Annotated in this window: 18 protein-coding genes; 7 read left to right on the forward strand and 11 right to left on the reverse strand. The window is 66.6% G+C overall.

Annotation, left to right across the window (positions count from 1 at the left end):
- Positions 1–33 precede the first annotated feature (33 nt).
- The 7 genes from secA to mtrA all read right to left on the reverse strand — a co-directional run bounded on the left by secA (position 34) and on the right by mtrA (position 10379).
- Positions 34–2766, reverse strand: a complete 2733-nt coding sequence (gene secA, locus LFT45_RS14590) for a preprotein translocase subunit SecA (protein WP_236804126.1) — start codon at positions 2764–2766, stop codon at positions 34–36.
- 84 nt (positions 2767–2850) lie between these two features.
- Positions 2851–4065, reverse strand: a complete 1215-nt coding sequence (locus LFT45_RS14595; RefSeq protein WP_236804128.1) for a winged helix-turn-helix domain-containing protein — start codon at positions 4063–4065, stop codon at positions 2851–2853.
- 29 nt (positions 4066–4094) lie between these two features.
- Positions 4095–4820: a ribosome hibernation-promoting factor, HPF/YfiA family gene (hpf, locus tag LFT45_RS14600; RefSeq protein WP_102971985.1), complete on the reverse strand. Its 726-nt coding sequence runs from the start codon at positions 4818–4820 to the stop codon at positions 4095–4097.
- Positions 4821–4999: 179 nt separating this feature from the next.
- The gene (locus tag LFT45_RS14605) at positions 5000–5902 is read right to left on the reverse strand and encodes a ComF family protein (RefSeq protein WP_236804130.1); all 903 of its coding nucleotides are present in this window, start codon (positions 5900–5902) and stop codon (positions 5000–5002) included.
- 103 nt (positions 5903–6005) lie between these two features.
- Positions 6006–7715 carry an LpqB family beta-propeller domain-containing protein gene (locus tag LFT45_RS14610; RefSeq protein ID WP_236809361.1) on the reverse strand — a complete coding sequence of 570 codons (1710 nt, stop codon included), beginning with the start codon at positions 7713–7715 and terminating at the stop codon, positions 6006–6008.
- 5 nt (positions 7716–7720) lie between these two features.
- Complete coding sequence (gene mtrB / locus LFT45_RS14615) at positions 7721–9544, reverse strand: MtrAB system histidine kinase MtrB (RefSeq protein ID WP_442863630.1); 1824 nt, start codon at positions 9542–9544, stop codon at positions 7721–7723.
- A 160-nt stretch (positions 9545–9704) separates the two neighbouring features.
- Positions 9705–10379, reverse strand: coding sequence for an MtrAB system response regulator MtrA (gene mtrA / locus LFT45_RS14620; RefSeq protein WP_003804986.1), 675 nt, complete (start codon positions 10377–10379; stop codon positions 9705–9707).
- A gap of 194 nt (positions 10380–10573) precedes the next feature.
- On the opposite strand from mtrA, the gene LFT45_RS14625 reads away from it, so the two are divergent.
- The 6 genes from LFT45_RS14625 (at position 10574) to LFT45_RS14650 (ending at position 16939) form a co-directional block, all read left to right on the forward strand.
- The gene (locus tag LFT45_RS14625) at positions 10574–11914 is read left to right on the forward strand and encodes a DUF7847 domain-containing protein (RefSeq protein WP_236804134.1); all 1341 of its coding nucleotides are present in this window, start codon (positions 10574–10576) and stop codon (positions 11912–11914) included.
- Positions 11911–12618, forward strand: coding sequence for a DUF4129 domain-containing protein (locus LFT45_RS14630; protein WP_236804136.1), 708 nt, complete (start codon positions 11911–11913; stop codon positions 12616–12618). The genes LFT45_RS14625 and LFT45_RS14630 overlap by 4 nt, the downstream gene beginning before the upstream one ends.
- Positions 12615–13802: a DUF4350 domain-containing protein gene (locus tag LFT45_RS14635; protein ID WP_236804138.1), complete on the forward strand. Its 1188-nt coding sequence runs from the start codon at positions 12615–12617 to the stop codon at positions 13800–13802. The genes LFT45_RS14630 and LFT45_RS14635 overlap by 4 nt, the downstream gene beginning before the upstream one ends.
- An 86-nt stretch (positions 13803–13888) precedes the next feature.
- Positions 13889–14869, forward strand: coding sequence for an AAA family ATPase (locus LFT45_RS14640; protein WP_236809362.1), 981 nt, complete (start codon positions 13889–13891; stop codon positions 14867–14869).
- Positions 14870–14873: 4 nt separating this feature from the next.
- A complete protein-coding gene (locus tag LFT45_RS14645; protein WP_236804140.1) occupies positions 14874–16166 on the forward strand; it encodes a DUF58 domain-containing protein in 1293 nt (430 codons plus the stop codon).
- Between the two features lie 53 nt (positions 16167–16219).
- Positions 16220–16939 carry a DUF4166 domain-containing protein gene (locus LFT45_RS14650; RefSeq protein WP_236804141.1) on the forward strand — a complete coding sequence of 240 codons (720 nt, stop codon included), beginning with the start codon at positions 16220–16222 and terminating at the stop codon, positions 16937–16939.
- Between the two features lie 31 nt (positions 16940–16970).
- Here the strand turns inward: LFT45_RS14650 and LFT45_RS14655 are convergent, their stop codons facing one another.
- Both LFT45_RS14655 and LFT45_RS14660 read right to left on the reverse strand, forming a co-directional pair.
- Entirely contained in the window at positions 16971–18011 is a 1041-nt protein-coding gene (locus tag LFT45_RS14655) for a hypothetical protein (RefSeq protein WP_236804143.1), read from the reverse strand.
- 3 nt (positions 18012–18014) lie between these two features.
- Positions 18015–18437: a chorismate mutase gene (locus LFT45_RS14660; protein ID WP_236804145.1), complete on the reverse strand. Its 423-nt coding sequence runs from the start codon at positions 18435–18437 to the stop codon at positions 18015–18017.
- 96 nt (positions 18438–18533) lie between these two features.
- Between LFT45_RS14660 and LFT45_RS14665 the strand changes: the two genes are divergently transcribed.
- A complete protein-coding gene (locus LFT45_RS14665; RefSeq protein WP_236804147.1) occupies positions 18534–19190 on the forward strand; it encodes an NADPH-dependent F420 reductase in 657 nt (218 codons plus the stop codon).
- Positions 19191–19271: 81 nt separating this feature from the next.
- Here LFT45_RS14665 and LFT45_RS14670 read toward each other — a convergent pair whose 3' ends face one another.
- Both LFT45_RS14670 and LFT45_RS14675 read right to left on the reverse strand, forming a co-directional pair.
- Positions 19272–20987 (reverse strand): ABC transporter ATP-binding protein, encoded by a 1716-nt coding sequence (locus LFT45_RS14670; protein ID WP_236804149.1) that lies wholly within the window; start codon positions 20985–20987, stop codon positions 19272–19274.
- The gene (locus LFT45_RS14675) at positions 20984–22006 is read right to left on the reverse strand and encodes an ABC transporter permease (protein WP_236804151.1); all 1023 of its coding nucleotides are present in this window, start codon (positions 22004–22006) and stop codon (positions 20984–20986) included. The genes LFT45_RS14670 and LFT45_RS14675 overlap by 4 nt, the downstream gene beginning before the upstream one ends.
- Between the last annotated feature and the right edge of the window lies 1 nt (position 22007).

Genomic DNA, 22007 nt, shown 5'->3' on the forward strand with positions numbered 1-22007 from the left:
CCTGCTCCGGTCCCTTCCTGCCATATCCTCTGGCTAGCGCTTTTTCTTCTTCCCGTCGCGCCGTTCCTGGGAAGCGGCCTTGGCGGGGTTGCCCGAGCGGCCCGCAGCCCGGCCCTCGATCCGGGTCTCGGCTCCGCCGTCCTCCCGGGGCGCGGTGTACTGCAGCTGGGCGGGCTTCTCCGGGGCTTCAAGACCGGCGGCGCGGATTTGCGGCTCGTGGTGTTCGGTGTGGCCGCCCGCGGCGTCGGCAACCACGAGGTCCTCGGCCGGGGTGACCTCCACTTCGAGGTTGAAGAGGAAGCCGACGCTCTCCTCCCGGATGGCTTCCATCATGGACTGGAACATCGTGAAACCTTCACGCTGGTATTCCACCAGCGGATCACGCTGGGCCATGGCGCGCAGGCCGATGCCTTCCTTGAGGTAGTCCATCTCGTACAGGTGTTCCTGCCACTTCCGCCCTATGACGGAAAGCACAACACGCCGCTCGAGTTCGCGCATGCTCTCGGAACCGATGGCTTCCTCGCGTGCCTGATACACCAGCTTGGCATCAGACATGATTTCTTCCTTCAGGAACTCCACGGTGATCCGCGACTTGCCGCCTGCCTCGTCGATGACGTCGTGCGGCGTCACGGTGACCGGGTAAAGCGTCTTGAGGTTGGTCCAGAGCTGGTCGAAGTCCCAGTCGTCGCCGTTGCCCTCGGCGGTTGCTTCGTCGATCAGTGCGTTGATGGTGTCTTCCAGGAAGAACTGCACCTTCTCGTGGAGGTCGTCGCCTTCCAGGATCCGGCGGCGGTCGCCGTAGATGGCTTCGCGCTGGCGGTTGAGGACGTCGTCGTACTTGAGGACGTTCTTGCGCTGTTCGGCGTTGCGTCCTTCAACCTGACCCTGGGCGGAAGCGATGGCACGCGAGACCAGCTTGGATTCCAGGGCCACATCGTCCGGCACGGAGCTGTTCATCAGCCGTTCTGCTGCACCCGAGTTGAACAGACGCATGAGGTCGTCGGTCAGCGACAGGTAGAAGCGAGACTCGCCGGGGTCGCCCTGGCGTCCCGAGCGGCCGCGCAGCTGGTTGTCGATCCGGCGGGATTCGTGGCGCTCAGTTCCCAGCACGTACAGCCCGCCCAGGCCCAGGACTTCCTCGTGCTCGTCCTTGACGGCCTTCTTTGACGCCTCCAGAGCACCGGGCCAGGCTGCCTCGTACTCGTCGGAGTTTTCCTCCGGGTCGAGTCCCCGCTGGGCGAGTTCAGCGATGGCGGTGAACTCGGCGTTGCCGCCCAGCATGATGTCCGTGCCGCGGCCGGCCATGTTGGTGGCCACGGTGACCGCGCCCTTGCGTCCGGCCTGGGCCACGATCGCGGCTTCACGGGCGTGGTTCTTGGCGTTGAGCACCTCGTGCCGGATGCCCTCCTTCGCCAGCAGGCGCGAGAGGTACTCGCTCTTTTCGACGCTGGTGGTGCCCACCAGGACCGGCTGGCCATTCTCGTGGCGTTCGGCGATGTCCCGGACGACGGCCTCGAACTTAACGACTTCGTTCTTGTACACCAGGTCGGACTGGTCGATCCGCTGCATGTCGCGGTTCGTGGGGATGGCCACCACCCCGAGCTTGTAGGTGCTCATGAATTCGGCGGCTTCGGTCTCGGCCGTGCCGGTCATGCCGGAGAGCTTGTCGTACATGCGGAAGTAGTTCTGCAGCGTCACCGTTGCAAGAGTCTGGTTCTCCGCCTTGATCTCGACGCCCTCTTTGGCCTCGATCGCCTGGTGCATGCCCTCGTTGTAGCGGCGGCCGGCCAGAATACGGCCGGTGTGCTCGTCAACGATGAGGACTTCGCCGTCGAGGATGACGTAGTCCTTGTCCCGCTTGAACAACTCCTTGGCCTTGATGGCGTTGTTGAGGAAGCCGATCAGGGGGGTGTTGGCGGATTCGTAGAGGTTCTGGATGCCCAGGTAATCCTCAACCTTTTCGATGCCGCTTTCAAGCACACCGACGGTGCGCTTCTTCTCGTCGACTTCGTAGTCCTTCTCCGGCTGCAGGCGCAGGACGACCTTAGCGAACTCGCTGTACCAGCGGTTGGTGTCGCCCTGGGCCGGGCCGGAAATGATCAGCGGCGTTCGGGCCTCGTCGATGAGGATCGAGTCGACTTCATCGACCACCGCAAAGTTGTGGCCCCGCTGCACGAGCTCGGTTTTGTCCCAGGCCATGTTGTCGCGGAGGTAGTCGAAGCCGAATTCGTTGTTGGTGCCGTAGGTGATGTCGGCAGCGTACTGCTCGCGGCGGACGGACGGGTCCTGGTTGGCGAGGATGCAGCCGCTGGTGAGCCCCAGGAAGCGGTAGACACGGCCCATGAGTTCGGACTGGTATTCCGCCAGGTAGTCGTTCACGGTGACAACGTGGACGCCCTTTCCGGTGAGGGCGTTGAGGTAGGCCGGAGCAGTGGCCACCAGCGTCTTGCCTTCACCGGTCTTCATTTCGGCGATGTTGCCCAGGTGCAGGGCAGCGCCACCCATGAGCTGGACGTCGAAGTGCCGCATGCCGAGCGTCCGCGATGACGCCTCGCGCACGGCGGCAAAGGCTTCCGGCAGGAGGTCGTCGAGCTTCTCGCCGTCCTGGTGGCGTGCCCGGAGCCGGTCTGTTTCTTCACGCAGTTCCGCATCCGTGAAGGTTTGGAACGAGTCTTCAAGGGCGTTAATGGAATCAGCATAGTTCCGCAGTTGCCTCAGGAGTTTTTTGTCACCTGTGCGGAGAATTTTTTCGATTAGTGATGCCACGTGAAGTTGCTCCCAGTCTCAAGCTGCCGAATTCTGGCGTGATTTAGTCTACGGGAGAGACACACGGCACGTTGCCCTGTTCCCTCACAGCGGATAGCCGTTACTGGCGGCCGCCACCGCGGGGGCAAGGTCCCCCACCGGCGAGACGGCTACGCCGTCCAGTCCCAGCCAACCTGCCATCAGGTGCAGTTCGGCAGCGAGTTCGACGGCGGTGTCCGCCGGAGCGTCCGGCTCACCGAAGCACGCCTTGGCAAGCAGCAGCCCCGCTGCCCGGTCTGCCTTAAGGTCCACCCGGGCCACAATCCGGTCGCGGAGCAGGAATGGGAGAACATAATAGCCAAAGCGGCGTTTGGCCGCAGGGGTGTAAATCTCGATCCGGTAGTGAAACCCAAAGAGCTCCTCAAGCCTGCGCCGTTCAAACACCAGCGAATCGAACGGGCTGATCAGCGCCCTGCCGGCCGCCTGGCGCGGCAGCCGCGCCTGGGCGTGGCGGTACACCTTCCTGTCCCACCCCGCCACCGTCACCGGTTCCAGGCGTCCGGCATCAATTAAGCGCTGGACAGAGTCCGCGGCCGCCTTGACCGGAGTCCTGAAATAGTCCGCGAAGCACCGCACCGTTCCGATGCCGTGCGCCTGCGCCGCCGCATCAATGAGCCTGTCCATGGCGGCCGAGGGGTCAGGTACCGCTTCAATGTCATGGCCGGGCAAAACCTGCCGCGTCAGGACATACTGCCGTTCGAACTGGTCCGTCCTTGAAGCCGACGAGACGACCCCCTCTTCAAACAAGTGCTCCAGCACGCGCTTGACGGCGTTCCAATTCCAGCCCCAATCGACGTGCTTGCGGTCCTCAACGTGCCCGAGCCTGGCGGTCAGTTCGGCCGCCGTCATGGGCCTGCCGTCGGCGAGCGCGGCCAGGACCCTGCCGGTCACACCGGAACGCAGCCCTGGATCCATCCCCGAAGCCCCGACCCACCTCCGGTTCTGCCACACCACCAGGTCCGGGAAGTGTTCCGGCCGGATGTAGCTGGCTTCGTGGGCCCAGTACTCCATCATCCGCCGCGGGTGCCGGCCTGCCAGCTGCTGGAGGATGGCGCGGTCGTAGTCGCCGAGCCTGGAAAAGAACGGGAGGAAGTGGCTCCGGGCCAGAACGTTGACGGAATCGATCTGCACGAGCTGTATCCGGGCAAAGGTCCGGCCCACCGCCCGTGAGGTCACGGGGCCGGCGGGCCGTCCTTTGTCCAGTCCCTGGGCTGCCAGTGCGATCCGCCGGGCCTGGGAGAGGCTCAGCGATGCACCCATGTCAGCCCTTTCGTTGCCTGGGCACCATCTTAGGCAGTTGCGGCCGCATCATCCGAGCGGTACGCAAGGATTTTCTCCTCATGCGTGTTCTCGCCGGGTTCGCAGTAGTGGTCCAGGGTGATAACCCCGTATGTCCAGCCGCGACGCCGGTACACAACCGATGGCGCGTTCGTGGCCTTGTCCACGAAAAGGTAAAAGTCGTGACCGATAAGTTCCATGTTGTCCACGGCGTCGTCAAGGGTGAGGGACGCGGCCGGGAACACTTTGCGCCGGATCAGTACCGGCGAGTCGCCGGCGGGGATGTCGTTATCGACGTCGTACGGCGATTTCTCAGCCGGTTCCGGAGCAGCCTGGGTGTTGTTGCTCGCTTCGACGTAGATGGGCTGGTTGGAGCTCGCGGGCTCCAGTGTTGCAGTTGCCTCGCGTACGGCTTTGGGCGTGTGCCGCCCGTGGTGGACCTTCTTGCGGTCCTTGGCCCTGCGCAGCCGCTCAAGCAGCTTGTTGTAGGCGAGGTCGAACGCGGCGAACTTATCTGCGGCGCTTGCTTCGGCACGGATCACGGGGCCTCGGCCCAGGACTGTCACTTCAACCGTGAGCTGGTCACCGGTCTGCCGCGCATTTGTTTCCTTGGAAACCTTCGCGTCGACCCTCTGGACCTTGTCCCCAAGCGATTCGATCTTTGAGATCTTCTCGCCGGCGTATTCGCGGAATCGGTCCGAGACCGTCAGATTTCGTCCGCTGATCATGAACTCCATGGTGCCCTCCAAATGACTTCGGTGACACGACGGCGGCACTTCCGGGGGACGATCTGATTGACAGTCGAGCCCCTTTCCGAGCCGCTATCGAAAGGTACAACTGATCTTGGTACCCATATCCGACGTTAGTTCATAGCAACAAGTTATTCATCCTTTCGCAGTTTATTTTTTTCTATGTCTCAGCTACGTCCCAGGTAGTCCCCAGGATGCCGGAACTGCGCCGGCCCGGCCGCCGCAGCGGGTGCGCGGGTGGCGGCCAGGACCACGGCGCCGCGCACAACTCCGCCGGCTTCGTGGATGGCCCGGGCAGCCTCCGCCAGAGTGGCGCCGGTAGTCAGAACGTCGTCGACAATGATGCACTGCCTCCCCCGCAGAGAGCGTCCGCGGGAGCCCCGCGCGGTGCGCATGGAGCCGCGTACCTTTCGCGATCTGTCTCCCCTGCCGAGTCCCTTCTGCCCACCGGACAGGCCGTTTCCGGCCAAACCAATGCCAGTTCCCGGGTTCCTGACCTTGCGAAGCGCATCAGTGCATTCCGGGCGTCGTCCGTCGAAGCTCCGCCTGACGCCGGCCAACAGCAGATGAACGGGACTGAACCCGCGTTTCCGGTAGGCGCTGCCGCTGCTTGGGACCGGAACGAGCACCATAGTGTCCGTTCCCGCATACGCTGCCGCGAGTGCGCCGGCCAATACCTTCGACAGCACGCTCTGCAGCTGGCCCTGCCCGTGGCGCTTGAAGGCCAGGATCGACTGCGAGAGCTCCTCGCGGTAGATGCCCGCCGCCACGACAGGAAGGATGACTGAGCCGTCGGTGTCCATGAGCGCGGGCGCACCGGTCTCTGCCCGGAAGGGATAGCGGGTGAGCATCCGGAGCCTGCGCTCGCAGCCGGCGCACAGCGCCAGGTCCTCCCTGCCACAACAGACGCATTCCACGGGCAGTGCCAGGGCCGCAATGTCGGCCACAGCCCCGGCCAGCAGGTCCCAGGCCTGCAGGAGGCGCTGACGGTGCTCCCCCCGGTGGCGGGCGCGCCACAGCGGCTGGGCCTGGAGGTCCGGATCTGCCGAAGTCCTCTGGCCGTCTCGCATCCTATGGCTCCCCACGGTTCAAGGATGGTCCGGCACCGCCGGCCGGAAAAGAGGCAAGGTACCCCATGTGGAAAAAGCCTCACGCAGGACGGGTGGGGAACGGTCAGCCGGGGAAAGACGGGTCGGTGGGTCCCCTCAGCTGCGCCGACCACCCGTTGCCGAGCCGCTGGAAGATGCCGTCCCTGGACTGGGCGTAGATTTCCTCCGGGCCGTTGCCGGCGCTGAGGGCAACCAGCCCCGGCCAGGGGGCCAGCTTCTGGGGCTGGGGGGAGGTGAGCGAGAGAAGTTCCGGGGTCACGTTGGACGTCGACGCGCCCTTCATCACCACAACGGTGGTGTCGTTTACCCATACGCCCTGGTCGGGGTTTCCGCTGGACTGCAGCGTGACGGGCGCCGTCAGTTCCTTAGGCGTGCCGTCGGTACTGCGGATGATCCCCGTCACCTGCACGCGTGTCTCCCCGTTCTGCTCGGAGATGACCAGTGCCCGGACCCCTTCCCGGGACACCCGGAAATCCTTCACGCTGCGGCCGGCCAGCCAGGAGGGTGTCAGCGTGACGGCGGGCACGGGTGCGCCCTGGGCCACGCCGGTGGGACGGAAGGCCGTGATTTCGGTGACGCCCTGGGCTCCGGGACCCGCGGTCCACAGCCAGTCGTGCAGGCTGAACGACGGGTGCGTCAGCGTGCTGCGCGTGGTCAGGGCCCGCGCGGGCTGGCCCGGCACCATCGAATAGAGGGTGCTGCGGCTGCCGTTCAAAAACGCGACCGTCTGCGAGATGGGCGATTCGGCGGGCGAACGCGGCTTCAGCCCGGCCACCGGCTGCATGTCGGGCAGCGGCGACACCCTGTTGTTCTCGTACCGCACCAACTCGTTGTTGCTGATGGCGATCTGGCGCGCGGGGGCATTTCTGTTCTGGACCGGCGGCAGGACTGAACCGTTGTCCTCCACGCGGACAAGGTCCTGGTTCGCCCGCAGCTCCACATTGATGACGTCCGGCTGGCTGCGGAAGGTCAGGGCCAGCTGCGTCTGCATCCTCAGTCTGTCCTCGGTGGAGGCCTCGGTCAGCTCCTTGGCCGACAGGTCCACCTGCGCTGCCCCCGAAACAACGGGCACCGATTCCCTGGCAAGTTTCATCCCTGAAGGGAACGCACTGACCACGGCGCCCTTAAGATACGGGGCGGGTCCGCCGAGCAGGGCGCTCGTCATGGCCTTCACCGTTTTCTTCTTGATAAACCAGCGCACATCCGGAACGGCATACGTGAAGCTGGGGTCGTAGAAGTAGATGGGATAGGCACCGTAGATGACCTTGAAGGTCTCCTCGGGAATGGCGGTGCCGTCCGGGATCTTGGAGATGCGCCATTCACCGTCAACCTGCACCAGCGTCACGGGAATGTTTTCCTTGGTTCCGTCCGGCATCGGGGTGGCCACGCCGTCGGAATCCACTGAGTATGCGACGTCCAGTTCGTAGTTATAGACGCCCTCGACGCCGGTTTTCACCACGCGCTCGGAGCGGAACACCAGTGTCCGCTGGTCCGGCTTCCAGGCAACGGACGAAGCCTGGGTCAGGTACTGCCGCGCCACCGCGTAGTCGTCCTCATACCCGCTGCCGGCCAGGTAGAAGTCCTCAATGACCGCTTCGGGACTGGACCCGGTGCGCGGCGCGACAGGAAAGAACACGGGAGCGTTGGGATTTCCCGCGCTTTCGTCCGTGCTCTTCCCGACAGGCCCGGACCGCGGAATCTGGGCGCATGACGCCAGGAACAGCAGAATGACGGCGAGCAGCCCTGCGGCAAGCCCGCGGGCCGCCGGGCGCACCCCGCTCACGAACGCTCCCCCGTGCGCGCTGTCTCCGGTTCCCCTGCCACGGCGTCGGCATTACCGGCAGCGGAGTCCTCCGGGGCAGAGTTCCTGGCCGCGGATCCCTCCAGCGCAGGGGTGGCGCCGGGACCCAGCACAAGGACGCTGTGGCCGCCGGGCCTGCCGAACCCTACGTCTGCAGGTTCAAGCGGCAGCGGCGACTTTGTGATGGTGCCGCCCTGTTTAAGCGGAAGCGTGAGCCTGAAGTTGGAGCCGACCCCCGTGTTCCCCCAGGCCTGGAGCCAGCCGTTGTGCAGTTTGGTGTCCTCAGTGGCAATGGACAGGCCCAGCCCGCTGCCGCCGGTGGTGCGGGCCCGGGCGGGGTCGGCGCGCCAGAAGCGGTCGAAGACGCGGGCCGCCTCGGCGGGACTCATACCGATTCCGTGGTCCCTGACGGTGACGGCGACAGCGTCCGCGCTGGAGGCGACGGAGATGTTGACGGCCCGGCCTTCGCCGTGTTCGAGTGCGTTCAGGATCAGGTTCCGCAGGATGCGGTCTATGCGCCGGGAGTCCATTTCGACCACGACGCTGCCTTCCGGCGCATTCAGCTGCATCTTCGAGCCGTACTCTTCGGCGACGGGGGCCGCGCCCTCCATAACGTGCGAGATGAGCTGGACTATGTCCGTCGCCTCGGCATCGAGCATGGCCACGCCGGCGTCGAACCTGGAAATTTCCAGCAGGTCCGCCAGCAGCGACTGGAATCGCTCGACCTGGTTGTAGAGCAGTTCGGCCGACCTCTTGTTGATGGGGTCGAAGTCGTTGCGGGCGTCGTACAGCACCTCAGCGGCCATCCGGACGGTGGTCAGCGGGGTCCGAAGCTCGTGGGACACGTCGGAAACGAACCGCTGCTGCATCTGGGACAGCGTGGCCAGCTGCGTGATCTGCTCCTGCAGGCTTGCCGCCATGTGGTTGAACGAGGCCCCGAGGCGTGCCACCTCGTCCTCCCCCTTGACCACCATGCGTTCCTGCAACTGGCCTGCTGCCAGCTTTTCCGAGACCACGGCGGCGTGGCTGACGGGACTCACCACGTTGCGCGTGACGTACCAGGCGATGCCGCCGATCATGAGGATCAGCGCGGCGCCGCCGGCCCAGAGGACATTCTGGATTTCATTCAGGGTCTGCTGTGCCGTGTTGAGGTCGTAGATCAGATAAAGTTCGTAAACCGTGCCGTTGAACGTCACCTTGTTGCCGACGGCGATGCCGGGCCGGTCTTCGGTTCCCACCGGGAACTCCGTGGACGCCCAGAACTGCTCCTTGCCGGAGTCCTGGACTGCTGCCCGGAGGTCCGGCGGGATGACGCTGATGGTCAATTGGTCGGAGGCGCGCGACTCCACCCACCGGTTGCGGGGCTTGGTCTGCTCCGGCATCGCCTCAAATACGTAGCGGCGCTGGATCACCGAGCCTTTGCCCTCAACGGCATTGAGGGTGTCGTAGACGAGCGTGATCACACTGGACTGGTCGGTGACCTGGGCGCCGTCGAACGTGTCCTGCACCTGCTTGACGTTGTAGCGCGTCTCGGACTCTGCCTGCGTCAGCCGTTCGTGGAACAGGTTGTTGGCAATCTGGTTGGACAGGTAGGCGCCGACGATCGCGAACGAACTGATGGACAGCAACAGGGTGGTCAGGACGGTGCGGAACTGCAGCGACCTGCGCCACCGGCGCTGCAGGGAATGCAGCAGGTACCGGATGCCGGGAAAGATGCGGTCGAAGCCGGTGCGCACCAGGCGGCCGACCCGCAGCACCACGATGAGAGCGCGGCGCCGCCAGATCCGGGCCCTCAAAGGCAATCCCGCGAGCCCGGCTCCGAAGGCGTCGGTGTGCTCCGGGCCTGGACGCGGACCGGGTTTGCGAGCGGCGTCCCGAGGGTTCCCTGCCACGGGCGAGTTGCCGCGGGGACCGGATCCGGATCCCGCGGGCGCCTCAGTAGGGGGATTCTGGCCCTGGGGTTCAGGACCCTGCTTTGTAGCCGACACCACGAACCGTCATTACAACTTCCGGAGCTTCCGGATCACGTTCAATCTTGGACCGCAGTCGCTGGACATGGACATTGACCAGCCGGGTGTCAGCCGCGTGCCGGTAGCCCCAGACCTGCTCAAGAAGCAGTTCACGGGTGAATACCTGCCAGGGCTTGCGTGCCAGGGCAACCAGGAGATCGAATTCGAGCGGGGTCAGTGAAATCCGCTCGTCGCCACGGCTCACCAGGTGGCCGGCGACGTCGATGGTGATGTCCGCGATGCGCAGCGTTTCAGGTGCCTTCTGGTCACCGGGGCGCAGGCGCGCCCGCACCCGGGCAACGAGTTCCGCCGGTTTGAAGGGCTTGGGCACGTAATCGTCGGCGCCCGACTCCAGCCCCCTGACCACATCGGAGGTGTCAGATTTGGCCGTCAGCATGACGATCGGCACGTCCGACTCGGAGCGGATCTGCCGGCATACCTCGATGCCGTCCGTTCCCGGCAGCATCAGGTCGAGGAGCACGAGATCCGGCTTTGATGAGCGAAAGACGTCCAGAGCCTGTCCGCCGTCCGCGCAGAAGACGGGCTCAAAGCCGTCGTTGCGCAGGACAATGCCGATCATTTCTGCGAGCGCCTCGTCATCATCAACCACCAGAATGCGTGCCTTCATAGTTATATATTCCCTTATTGCTGTTGCTTTGTCCTATTGATGGAGTTTTCGGCGGGGCGCGTCCCGGGGCGCCGGACGCGGCGGCCAGCGGTCCGCCGCAGCCCGAACCGGCGGGAAGCTAGGATGCCCGACGGCGGAACTATAGTCTGGAGGTGCCGGGCCGTTGGTCTGTGCGCACCTTGGGGAGGAACAGGTTGTCAGAGCAGGATCCGCAGCACCCGCCGTCCGGGCACCGGCTACCTGAACACCGGCCGCCTGAACAGCCATGGGGCGCACCCCCGCAGTGGGGCAGCCAGCAGCCCGGGCCCTACCAGCCCGGACCGTACCAGCCCAGTGCCCACCAGCCATTCGGGCCGAACCCCGCCGTTCCCTATCCCATGTACGCGGCCCCGCCGAAGCCCGGCGTGGTGCCGCTGCGGCCACTGATGTTCGGCGAAATCATGGACGGTGCCTTCCAGACGATCCGGCGCAATCCCAAAGCGATGCTCGGCGCAGGCCTGGTGGCACAGGCGCTGGGCGCCGTGATCGCCGGCGTCGTCCCGCTGGTCACCCCGGCCTCCGATGCTTCCGCTGAAGCCTGGCTGGCAAACCTCAGTTCTTCGGAGATGACCAGCATCGTCGCGGGTGTGGTGGGCGGCTTTGTGGTTTTCGGCCTGGTGTCCGTGTTTATCTCCGTGGTGATGCAGGGGGCCATGGTGGTCCCCGTGGCCAGGTCCATCCTCAACCGGCAAACCGGCTTCCGGCAGATGTGGCTGCTGGCGCGCGGCCGGGCGTGGGCCCTGGTTCGCCTGGCCGGGATCGGGGTGGCAGCCGTGCTGCTGGGCGGGGCCCTCATCGTCCTGGCGACCGTGCTGCTGGCCAATTCGCTGGGTACAGGGTCGCTGGTCATCGTTCTTCCGCTGTTCCTGGCTTTTATCGCCACCATAATCTGGGTGTCCGTCAAGCTGACCGTCGCACCTGCGGTCATCGTCGTCGAGGACGTGGGAGCGCTCGATGGCATCCGGCGTTCCTGGGCCGTCACCCGGAAAAGCTGGTGGCGGGTCTTCGGCATCGTCCTCGTGGTGTCACTCCTCGTCGGCATCATCGGCCAGATCGTCCTCATCCCGCTCACCCTGCTCACCGGACTCCTCACCACCGTGGCCGGCCCCCAGGACCCGGCCAGCCAGGCGGCTGCCCTGCAGGTGGTGGTCGGTGTCGCCACGGTGATCGTGTCCGCCGCCGTCGGCGCCGTCGCGTTCGCCTTCCAGACGTCGGTCATGGCTTTGCTTTACATGGACTTGCGGATGCGCAACGACGGACTGGACATCGCGCTGTTCCGGCTGCTGGAAACGGGCCATGACGACGGCGGCATCCCGGGCCGGGGCGTACCCGTCTACAGCCCGGGCCGGAACGGCGCGGGCCCTCACCAGTCCTGGCCTTACCAACCCGGACCCCATCGGCCACGCCCCTACCAACCCGGCCCCCCTCAAGCAGGCCCATACGGGAATTCAGCGGGCTGGCCGCCGCCCCCGGGACCGCCGACGATGCCGGGATGAGCCCCGTCGGCTTGGTTCCGGTCCTGCAGCACGCCACGGCACTTCTGAACCGGACCCTGGAACCACCGGTGCAGCCTGGCCGGGAAGAAGCGCGCCGCTGGGCGGCGGAAGAGCTCTCCAAACGCGAGTACAGGGAGGCGGCGCCAGGCTGGCTGGAAACCCTGTGGCAGCAGTTCCTCGACTGGCTGCAGTCCTTGACCGATGGCCAGTCCCCTGCCGAAGGACCTCCGGTGGCACCCTTCATCGGCCTTGGCATCGCCATTCTGATAGCTCTGGCCATCATCCTGGCGCGGCCAAGGCTGAACGCCCGCCGCCGCACTCCGCAAGAGATCTTCGACGCCGAAGCACCCGCCACCGCAGCCGACTACAGGGAGCGCGCAAAAGCCGCAGCCGCACGCGGCGACTGGGCGGCCGCCGTCGTCGAACAGTTCCGCGCGCTGGTGAGTTCGGCGGAAGACCGCGCCGTCCTCGACCCCCAGCCTGGCCGGACAGCGGACGAGGCTGCCGGACAGCTCAGCCGGGCGTTCCCCACCGCCAGTGACCAGCTCGAGGCCGCTGCCCGCACGTTCGATGCCGTCCGCTACGGCGGCGGGAGCGCCCAGGCAGCCGACCATGCCGCGGTGGCTGAGCTGGACTCGGCCCTGGAAAGGCTCGTCCCTTCCTACGCAGGGGCCCCATCCGGCGGACTGGCGGTGCCGAGGTGACGCATCCCCTCATGGTCGCAGCCCGGCGCGAGAAGACAGGCTGGATCCGCAGGCACCGCGCTGGAGTGCTCTTCGGCTTGGCCATGGCTGTTGCCCTTGCGGTGGTCCTCGCCTTCCAGTCGACGCAACAGGGTGACAACCAGGAGCTATCCATCCGCAACCCCGGCCCGCAGGGTGCCAGGGCAGCAGCCCAAATCCTCGGTGCGCAAGGCGTCAGCGTTAAACAGACGGCGTCGTTCGAGGAAACTCTGGCAGCGGCGCGTGCAGGCCGCAACAGCGGGTCCGGCTCCACGGTCCTGGTCTACGACCAGCGCGGCTTCCTTGCTCCCGATCGGCTCCGCCGGCTGCTTGCAGAGACGGACCGGCTGGTGGTGGTCTCGCCGCGCCTGGCCACACTGACCGGCCTGGGCAGCACCATCCGGCAGGCCGGGGTGGTCCCCGGCTCGGAGCGGACCCTCCAGCCGGGATGCACCGTTGCCGATGCCCGAGCCGCCGGCGACATCAGCGCGGACGGAGGCTTCCTCTACACCGGCGGCACCGTCTGCTACGGCGCCGGCGGGAGCGGGCGGGGACTTTACGCCTCGGCAGAGGACGGCAAGCTCGTGGTCATCGGCAGCACAGCCGTGATCAGCAACCAGTTTCTGGCCGTCAACGGCAACGCCGCCCTCACCCTGCGGACCCTGGGCAGCCAGGGAGACCTCGTCTGGTATCTGCCCGGTCCCGGGGACCTCGGGGGCAGCCCCGCACCGAAGACCCTGGCCGAGCTTGCACCGGCGTGGTCGGCGTTTGTGACCCCGTGGCTCATTGTGGTGGCCCTGTTTGCCGTGCTGTGGCGCGGGCGCCGTCTGGGCCCGCTGGTCTTCGAGCCCCTGCCGGTGGTAGTGAAGTCCGCGGAAACCGCCGAAGGCAGGGCCCGCCTGTACCACGAGGCCCACGACGTTGCACGGGCGGCGGATACCCTCCGTGCCGGCACCATCGTCCGGCTTGCCTCGGCACTCCGGGTGGGCACCGCAGGGTTTTCTGACGTGGCCGGCTCTGACGTGGCGGCCGCCGCGGCCCGGCACCTGGACCGGAACGCCGCGGACATACAGCAGCTCCTGCAACACCGTCCCGCGACCGAGGCCCAGCTTGTCCGCTGGGCCCAGGACCTTGTCCGACTAGAGAAAGAGGTACAGGCCAGATGAGCCAGCAGCCAAGCGGCCACCCGCACGGGACCCACGGCAACGGAGCCAACGGCAACGGGACCTACGGCGAAGCGCCGGTGGGCACCATGGCCGCTCCGCACACCCCGGATCAGGTCTGGGATCCGGTCCGGCAGGCGCTGCTTGACGTCCGGCATGAGGTGGCCAAGGCAGTGGTGGGCCAGGATTCCACGGTCACCGGCATGCTGATCGCCCTGCTGTCGCGCGGACATGTGCTGCTCGAAGGCGTGCCGGGCGTGGCGAAGACACTCCTGGTCCGGGCCCTGTCCGCTGCCCTGAGCCTGGACACCAAGCGCGTGCAGTTCACACCGGACCTCATGCCCGGCGATGTCACGGGGTCCCTGGTGTACGACGCCGCCAATTCGGACTTCAGTTTCCGTGAAGGCCCGGTCTTCACCAACATGCTCCTGGCCGACGAAATCAACAGGACGCCGCCCAAGACCCAGGCCTCCCTGTTGGAAGCCATGGAGGAACGCCAGGTGTCCGTGGATGGCGTGTCGCGCCGGCTGCCGGTGCCCTTCATCGTTGCGGCCACGCAAAACCCCGTCGAGTACGAGGGCACCTACCCCCTGCCCGAGGCCCAGCTGGACCGGTTCCTCCTCAAGCTGACCATGCCCCTGCCTGACCGTGCCGCCGAAATCGAGGTCGTCCGCAGGCACGCCGCCGGCTTCGATCCGCGTGACCTCGCCGCGGCGGGCATCCGGCCGGTGGCGGGCGCCGAGGAACTGGAACGGGCACGGCGGGCAGTATCCGGCGTCGAAGTGGCGCCGGAGGTGCTGGGCTACATCGTTGACGTGGTCCGGGCCACCCGGGCGGCCCCGTCCTTCCAGCTTGGCGTCTCGCCGCGCGGCGCCACGGCGCTGCTGAACACCTCGCGGGCCTGGGCCTGGCTGTCAGGCCGGAACTTTGTCACCCCGGATGACGTCAAGGCCCTGGCCCAGCCGTGCCTGCGGCACCGCGTGGCGCTCCGGCCCGAAGCCCTGATGGATGGTGTCCAGGTGGACGACGTGCTGGGCAGTATCCTGGCCTCCGTGCCGGTCCCCCGCTGATCCCGTGGCCATTTCCGGACGGTTGGTACTCCTGGCGGCGGCCGGGCTGGCACCGGTGCTCCTCTTTCCCGGCTGGCTGACCGTGCTGGCCGTGCTCCTGGTTATTGGCGCCCTTATGCTGCTGGACCTGGTGCTGGCTGCGGCGCTGCAGCAGGTCTCGGTGGAAAGGTCAGCGCCTGCCAACGTCACCCTTGGGGGTACGGCAGACTCCCTGCTGACGGTGCATAACCGTGGCACGCGCAGGCTCAGGGCCGTCGTGCGCGACGCCTGGCAGCCCTCCGCCGGGGCTGAAAATCCGGTCCAGGCCACAGAAGTTCCGGCCGGTGAACGGCGCCGCCTCGGCGTCAGGCTCAGGCCGGTCCGGCGCGGTGACCTTAAGGCGCCCCACATCACCGTCCGCTCCTTCGGCCCGCTCCGGCTGGCCGCCCGCCAGAAAACGGTACACGCTCCCGGATCCCTTCGGGTGCTGCCACCTTTCAATTCCCGGCGGCACCTGCCGTCAAAACTGCACCGGCTGCGGGAACTCGACGGTAAGGCCGCAGTGCAGATCCGCGGCGCAGGAACCGAATTCGATTCCCTGCGCGACTATGTCCGGGGCGATGACGTCCGCTCCATCGACTGGCGCGCGACGGCGAGACGGTCCGCCGTCGTCGTCCGCACCTGGCGGCCGGAGCGCGACCGCCGCGTGGTGATCATGCTGGACACGTCGCGAACCGCCGCTGCGCGCGTGAACGACGAACCCCGGCTGGATACCGGGATCGAGGCCGCACTGCTGCTTGGTGTCCTTGCCGAACGCGGCGGTGACCGCGTCGACTTCTTCGCGTTCGACCGGAGGATGCGCGCCCGGGCAGGTACCACGGCGGGCGGCAACCTGCTGGGCCAGCTGGTGCAGGCGGCGGCGCCGTTGCAGGCAGAACTCATCGAGCTGGACTGGGCACAGGTGCCCGCGCAAGTACGTGCGGTGTCGGCGCACCGTTCGCTCGTGGTGCTCCTGACCGCGCTGGATAGCGGCGCGCCGGAGGAAGGGCTCATTCCGATCGCTGCGCGCCTCGCCCAGCGGCACGTCGTGGTGGTGGCGTCGGTCCGGGACCCGCTGCTTGGCGAGATGCTCCAGGACAGGACAACAGCGGCCCAGGTGTTCCGCGCGGCGGCCGCGGAACGGGCCCTGCTCGAGCGGGAAGCCGTGAGTGCCCAACTCCGCCAACTCGGCGTCGAAGTGGTGGACGCCGAACCGCACCAGCTGCCGCCGGCGCTGGCCGATACCTATATCCGGCTCAAGGCGGCAGGGCGGCTGTGAGTGCCAGCCGGAACGCAGAATCATCAGGCCAAGACCAAATGCCAGGAGCCGCCGTGAATGCCCCGATCTACCGCCAGGCGCTGGGCGCCGCCTTCTTCCGGCTGCAGCCGGAACTGCAGGAGTACTTTTCGCTTGCCCCGGGTTCGGGCAGTTATGGCGTCGGCGAGGGCGTTTTCGACGTGGTGGGCTGCAGGCAGCGGTGGCTGCGGCCGATGCTTCAGCTGACCGCCGGTGAACAGGCCTTCTTTCCGGAGTACGGCGAGGGCGTGCCGTTCCGGATCGAAAACCATGCGCATCTCGACCCTTTCGGCCGCTCCAGCCTGACAGCCCGGCGCGAGATATTCTTCCCGGGCCGGACCAGGGTCTTTCAGGACACCACCAGCGCGGAAACGGGCGACGCCGGTGGCCAGGCACGCCTGGTGGACTACGTGGGCAGGTACCGTCGGCTGGTGACGGACCTGAATCTCGACGTGACAGCGGAGGGTAGGTTGCGCGGAGTCTCCGAAGTATCGCGGCTGTTCCTCGGCCCGCTCAGGTTGCCGCTGCCCGCCGCCCTTGACGCAAAAGCGTACGCGGAGCAATGGTGGGACCCGGACGCGGGGGAAACCGGGCGGCACAGGATCCAGGTGAAGGTGATCCAGCCGCAGCTCGGCCTCGTCCTGGTTTATGCCGGCCACTTCGACTACCGCCTGGAACCCCATCCGTCCGGAAGTTCTTCAGCGGGTTTTCTTCCGGCGTACGCCAGGCCCGACCACTGGGAGCGGCGAAGCTAAGGAAGCACCAGCCTGCTCACCCTGGCGCTGATCAGCCGAGCGCCAGCTGGTTCAGGCCGTCGGCAACCTGGGTCAGGCGGGTAAGGACTTCCGTCGCGGCGGCTGGTGACTGCCTTTCAAGGCCGCCCGACGGCGTGACCCGTACGGTGCCGAGCGACGCCAGCGGCAGGCCGAGCTGCTGCCATGGACGCCGGACAGATTCAACAACGTCCGACGCCTTCGGAACGCCGCCCGGCCCGTCAGCCTGCAGGGCACCGGCCCAGAGCCGTTTGCCGGCTTCGACTGCCTCAGCGAGCTGTTCCCATTGCCGGGTGGTCAGGGCCCGCAACGGAACCGCAATGGCGTCCGCGCCCGCAGCCACGATCCTTTCGAACGGCGCCTCAATCTCCGGCACCGCGACGGCGATCTCGGAGGCGCCGGCCTCGCGGAGGGCGTCAACCACCACGCGCCAGAGCTCCGTGACCTCGTGTCCGGCGACGGAGCGCAGGGTCCGGTAGCCGCTGGAGGTCGGGATGGTGCCGGCGAGGACCGAGGCAATGTCCGGTTCGTCGAGCTGCACCACGAGCCTGGCCCCGGGAACGGCGGCGGACACTTTTGTCAGGTGCGCGCCGACCCCGGCGGCGAGGGAAGCAGCGATGTCGCGGCGGGCGCCATAGTCGATCAGGGCACGCTCGCCGTTGTGGAGGTGCAGGCCGGCGGCCAGGCTCAGGGGGCCCCGGAGCTGGACCTTGATTTCGTCTGCAGCGCTCTCCTCTTCGCCAGCGATGTCGGCCAGCACATTGATGTCCGTGGAGAGGGCGGACCTTGCCCGCACCAGGTCACGCCCGGGCCGGTCAACGATCCGCCAGCCGTGCGGCTGGACGTCCACTGCCAGGTCCACCAGGAGCGAGGCAGTGCGGCCTATGGCGTCGGCACCGACGCCGCGGTCAGGCAGTTCAGCAAGAAAAGGAAGGTGCGGGCTGCCGAGCTCACCGCGGATGATGCGGGTGGCCTCCACCGGGTCCTGGCCCGGCCAGGGTCCCAGGGCGGTGGCCGTTACCTGGGCGGGCAGCTGGAAGTCTGTATCCGGCACGGCTTAGGCGGTAAGCGGTGCGGAGGGGCTGGCCGACCCGTTGGCCGTTCCGCCGGCGGCGTTGTGGTCCTCGGCGATCGCCTCGTGGTGCCGGATCACCTCGCCGATGATGAAGTTCAGGAACTTTTCCGCGAACGCCGGGTCCAGCTGGGCATCCTCGGCAAGGCGTCGGAGCCGGGCGATCTGGGCGGTTTCACGGCCGGGATCCCCCGCCGGAAGACGGTGGGCAGCCTTGAGGAAACCGACCTTCTGGGTCGCCTTGAACCGCTCCGCGAGAAGGTAGACGAGGGTTGCATCAATGTTGTCGATGCTTGACCGGATCGATAGCAGCTCCGCCATCACCGCAGGATCCACATGCCCGGCCAGGGAGCTGGCGGCAGGATTGTAGGAGTCGGTGTTAGGCAGATCATGGTTCAGCTCGGTCATGGTTCCAGTCTATGGGCACCGCAGGACTCCCTGCCCGTGTTAAGGATGCTGGCGCAGAATGTAGGTGCTTGAACATTCCGATCAGGGAGGATGCACATGAGGATCGCAGTTCTTGGTACCGGCGTGGTGGGCAGGACCCTGGCGGGAAAACTCGTGGAGTGCGGGCACGACGTCGTGCTCGGATCACGGACCGCCACCAACGAGGCCGCCGTGGGGTGGGCTGCGGGGGCGGGGCCGCGGGCCAAAGCCGCGACGTTCTTGGACGCCGCGGCGCAGGCCGAGGTGATCATCAACGCGACGCCCGGCGCCGTTTCGCTGGAGGTGCTGGCTGCGGCCAGCACGAAGAATCTCGCCGGCAAGGTGCTGATCGATGTGGCCAACCCCCTGGACCATTCGGCCGGGTTCCCGCCGTCGCTCTCCATCTCGAACACCGACAGCCTGGCGGAGACCATCCAGCGGGCGTTTCCCACGGCCCGCGTGGTGAAGGCCCTGAACACCATGCGCGCCGATGTCATGGTGGCGCCGGACCGGCTGGCCGGCGGGGATCACGACGTGTTCATGGCCGGGGACGACGAGCGAGCCAAGGAAGTGGTGGCCGGGATCCTGCGGGAATTCGGCTGGCGGGCTGAACACATCAGGGACCTTGGCCCGCTCGATGCGGCGCGGGGCATGGAGATGTGGCTGCCGCTGTGGCTGCGGATTTTCCTGAAGCAGGGAGGCAGCCCGTTCAACATCAAGGTTGTCTCTGACTAGAACAGCAGGCCCGTATCCACCCTTGCCGAAGGTGGGATACGGGCCTGCCGCGCAATTTCCGGTGCCTGGATACTCCGCGTTCTAGATGCCCAGCAGGGCGCGGTGGTCCTCCCGGCGCTTGGCCTGCTCGGCGGGATCCGGGACAGGCAGCGACGCGATCAGCCTCTTCGTGTATTCATGCTGCGGAGAGCCCATGACGTGGTGGCCGATTCCCTGCTCGACGAGCTTGCCCTTGTACAGCACCCCAACCCAGTGCGACAGCATGTCCACCACCGCGAGGTCGTGGCTGATGAACAGCGCCGCGAACCCGAACTCCTGCTGGATCTCACGGAAGAGCTCCAGGACTTTCGCCTGCACCGAAACGTCCAGTGCGGACGTCGGCTCATCAGCGATGAGCAGTTTCGGGTTCAGGATCAGCGCACGCGCCAGCGATGCGCGCTGGCGCTGCCCGCCGGAGAGCTCATGCGGGAATCGGTCGGCGTACGACGCCGGCAGCTGGACTGACTCCAGCAGCTCTCCCACGCGCTTGCGCGCCTGCGCCGGTGAAGGGTTGGTGTGGATGACCAGCGGTTCGGCGACGCAGTCGCCGATGGTCAGCTGCGGGTTGAAGGACGCTGCCGGGTCCTGGAAGACGAACCCGATTTCCTTGCGGAGCGGCTTGAAGGTCCGTTCCTTGAAGTTCAGCATCTCGTAGCCCAGGACGTTCAGGCTTCCGCCAGTGGTCCGGTTAAGGCCTGCGATGGCCCGGCCGATGGTGGTCTTCCCGGAACCGGATTCGCCAACGAGTCCGAACACTTCGCCTTCGGATACCGTGAAGCTGACGCCGTCGACGGCCTTGAAGGCGGGGCTGCCCAGCCTGCCCGGGTACTCGATGGTGAGGCCTTTGGCCTCCACCAGCACCTGTCCGCCCTGGTGCGCCCGCTCCGTCATTCCTGCGGAGGCCGAGTGCCGGCCAAGGTGCGGGACGGCGGCCAGTAGCTTCCGGGTGTACTCCTGCCGCGGCTCTGCGAAGAGTGATTTCGCGCTGGCTTCCTCGACGACGTCGCCCCGGTACATCACCACGACGCGGTCCGCGAGGTCGGCTACAACGCCCATGTTGTGCGTGATCAGCACAATGGACGTCCCGTATTTGTCCCGCAGGTCCCGCAGGAGCTCCAGGATCTCCGCCTGCACGGTGACGTCCAGGGCGGTGGTGGGTTCGTCGGCAACGATCAGCCCCGGGTTCAGGGCGAGCGCAGCGGCGATGACCACGCGCTGCTTCTGGCCACCGGAGAACTGGTGGGGGTAGTAGTTGACGCGAGTTTCGGGGTCCGGGATGCCCACCTTGCGCAGCGCTTCGATGGCCCGGGCCTTCGCCTCTTTCGCGGTGACCCGTTCGCCGCCGTCCCGGCCCGCGTGGGCAAGGATCCCTTCGGCGATCTGCCAGCCGACGGTGAACACGGGATTCAGTGCCGTGGACGGCTCCTGAAAGACCATGGCCACGTCACGGCCCCGGATCTGGCGGAGCCTGCCCGGGGAGACGCTGATGACGTTGCTGCCGTTGATCACCACCGCGCCGGAGCTGATGGCGGTTTCCGGCAGCAGGCCCAGGATGGTCTTGGCAGTCACGGTCTTGCCGGAGCCGGACTCGCCGACGATGGCGAGCACTTCCCCCGCCTTCACTTCGAGGCTCACGTCCTTGACGGCGTGGACGTCCCCGGCGTCAGTGGCGAACGTGACCTTGAGATGGTCGATGTTCAGCACCGGTTCGGCGCCGGCGGCGTGCCGGTCAGAAACAGATCCGATATTGATGGTCATGAGCTTCTCACATCTGCAGAAATGGCTGCCTGGGCCGCCGCGGTCGAGTCCGGTCCGCCCTTGTTTCCGGCGCGCTTGCGCCCGCGGAGGCGGGGATCGTTGAGGTCGTTGATGCTCTCCCCCACCAGCGTGAGGCCAAGCACCGTCCAGACGATGGCGAGGCCCGGGAACACACCGGTCCACCAGATGCCCGAGGTGGTGTCCGCCAGCGCCTTGTTGAGGTCGAAGCCCCATTCGGCGGCGGACGAGGGTTCGATGCCGAATCCCAGGAAGCCCAGGCCTGCGAGCGTCAGGATCGCCTCGGAAGCATTCAGGGTGAAAATCAGCGGAAGCGTGCGGGTGGCATTTCGGTAGATGTGCCGGCCCATGATGCGGATGCTGGAGGCGCCCACCACTTTTGCCGATTCGACGAATGGTTCCGCCTTGAGCCTGATGGTCTCCGCCCTGATGACCCGGAAGTACTGCGGAATGAACACCACCGTGATGGAGATCGCCGCGGCGAGCACGCCGCCGAAGAGACTGGACTCGCCGCCGCTGATGACAATGGCCATGACGATGGCCACCAGCAGTGACGGAAATGCGTAGATGGCGTCTGCCACCACCACGAGGACCCGGTCGAGCCAGCCGCCGAGGTATCCGCTCACCAGGCCGAGGATGACGCCGGCGAAGATGGACAGCACCACGGCCACCACGATCACGAGGATGGCGGTCTGGGAGCCCCAGATGACCCGGGACAGGACATCATAGCCGCCCACAGTGGTGCCCAGCAGATGCTTTCCGCCGGGAGGCTGCTGCGTGGGAAAGCTGCCGTCGGCGTCGGAAAGTTGCGCAAAACCGTAGGGGGCGAGGAGCGGGGCGAAAATGGCGGTCAGGAGGAACGTGCCGGTCAGGACGAGGCCGACGACGAGCATGCCCCGCTGGAGTCCGACGCTTTTTTTAAAGTGGGAGATCACAGGCAGCCGTTGGAGAAGCGGTGCCTTGTGGTGCATGGTGGCGTCCACTGGAGTGGGAGTGCTCATG

Origin of the sequence: Arthrobacter sp. FW305-BF8 (genome assembly GCF_021789315.1) — a bacterium.
Lineage (GTDB): Bacteria > Actinomycetota > Actinomycetes > Actinomycetales > Micrococcaceae > Arthrobacter.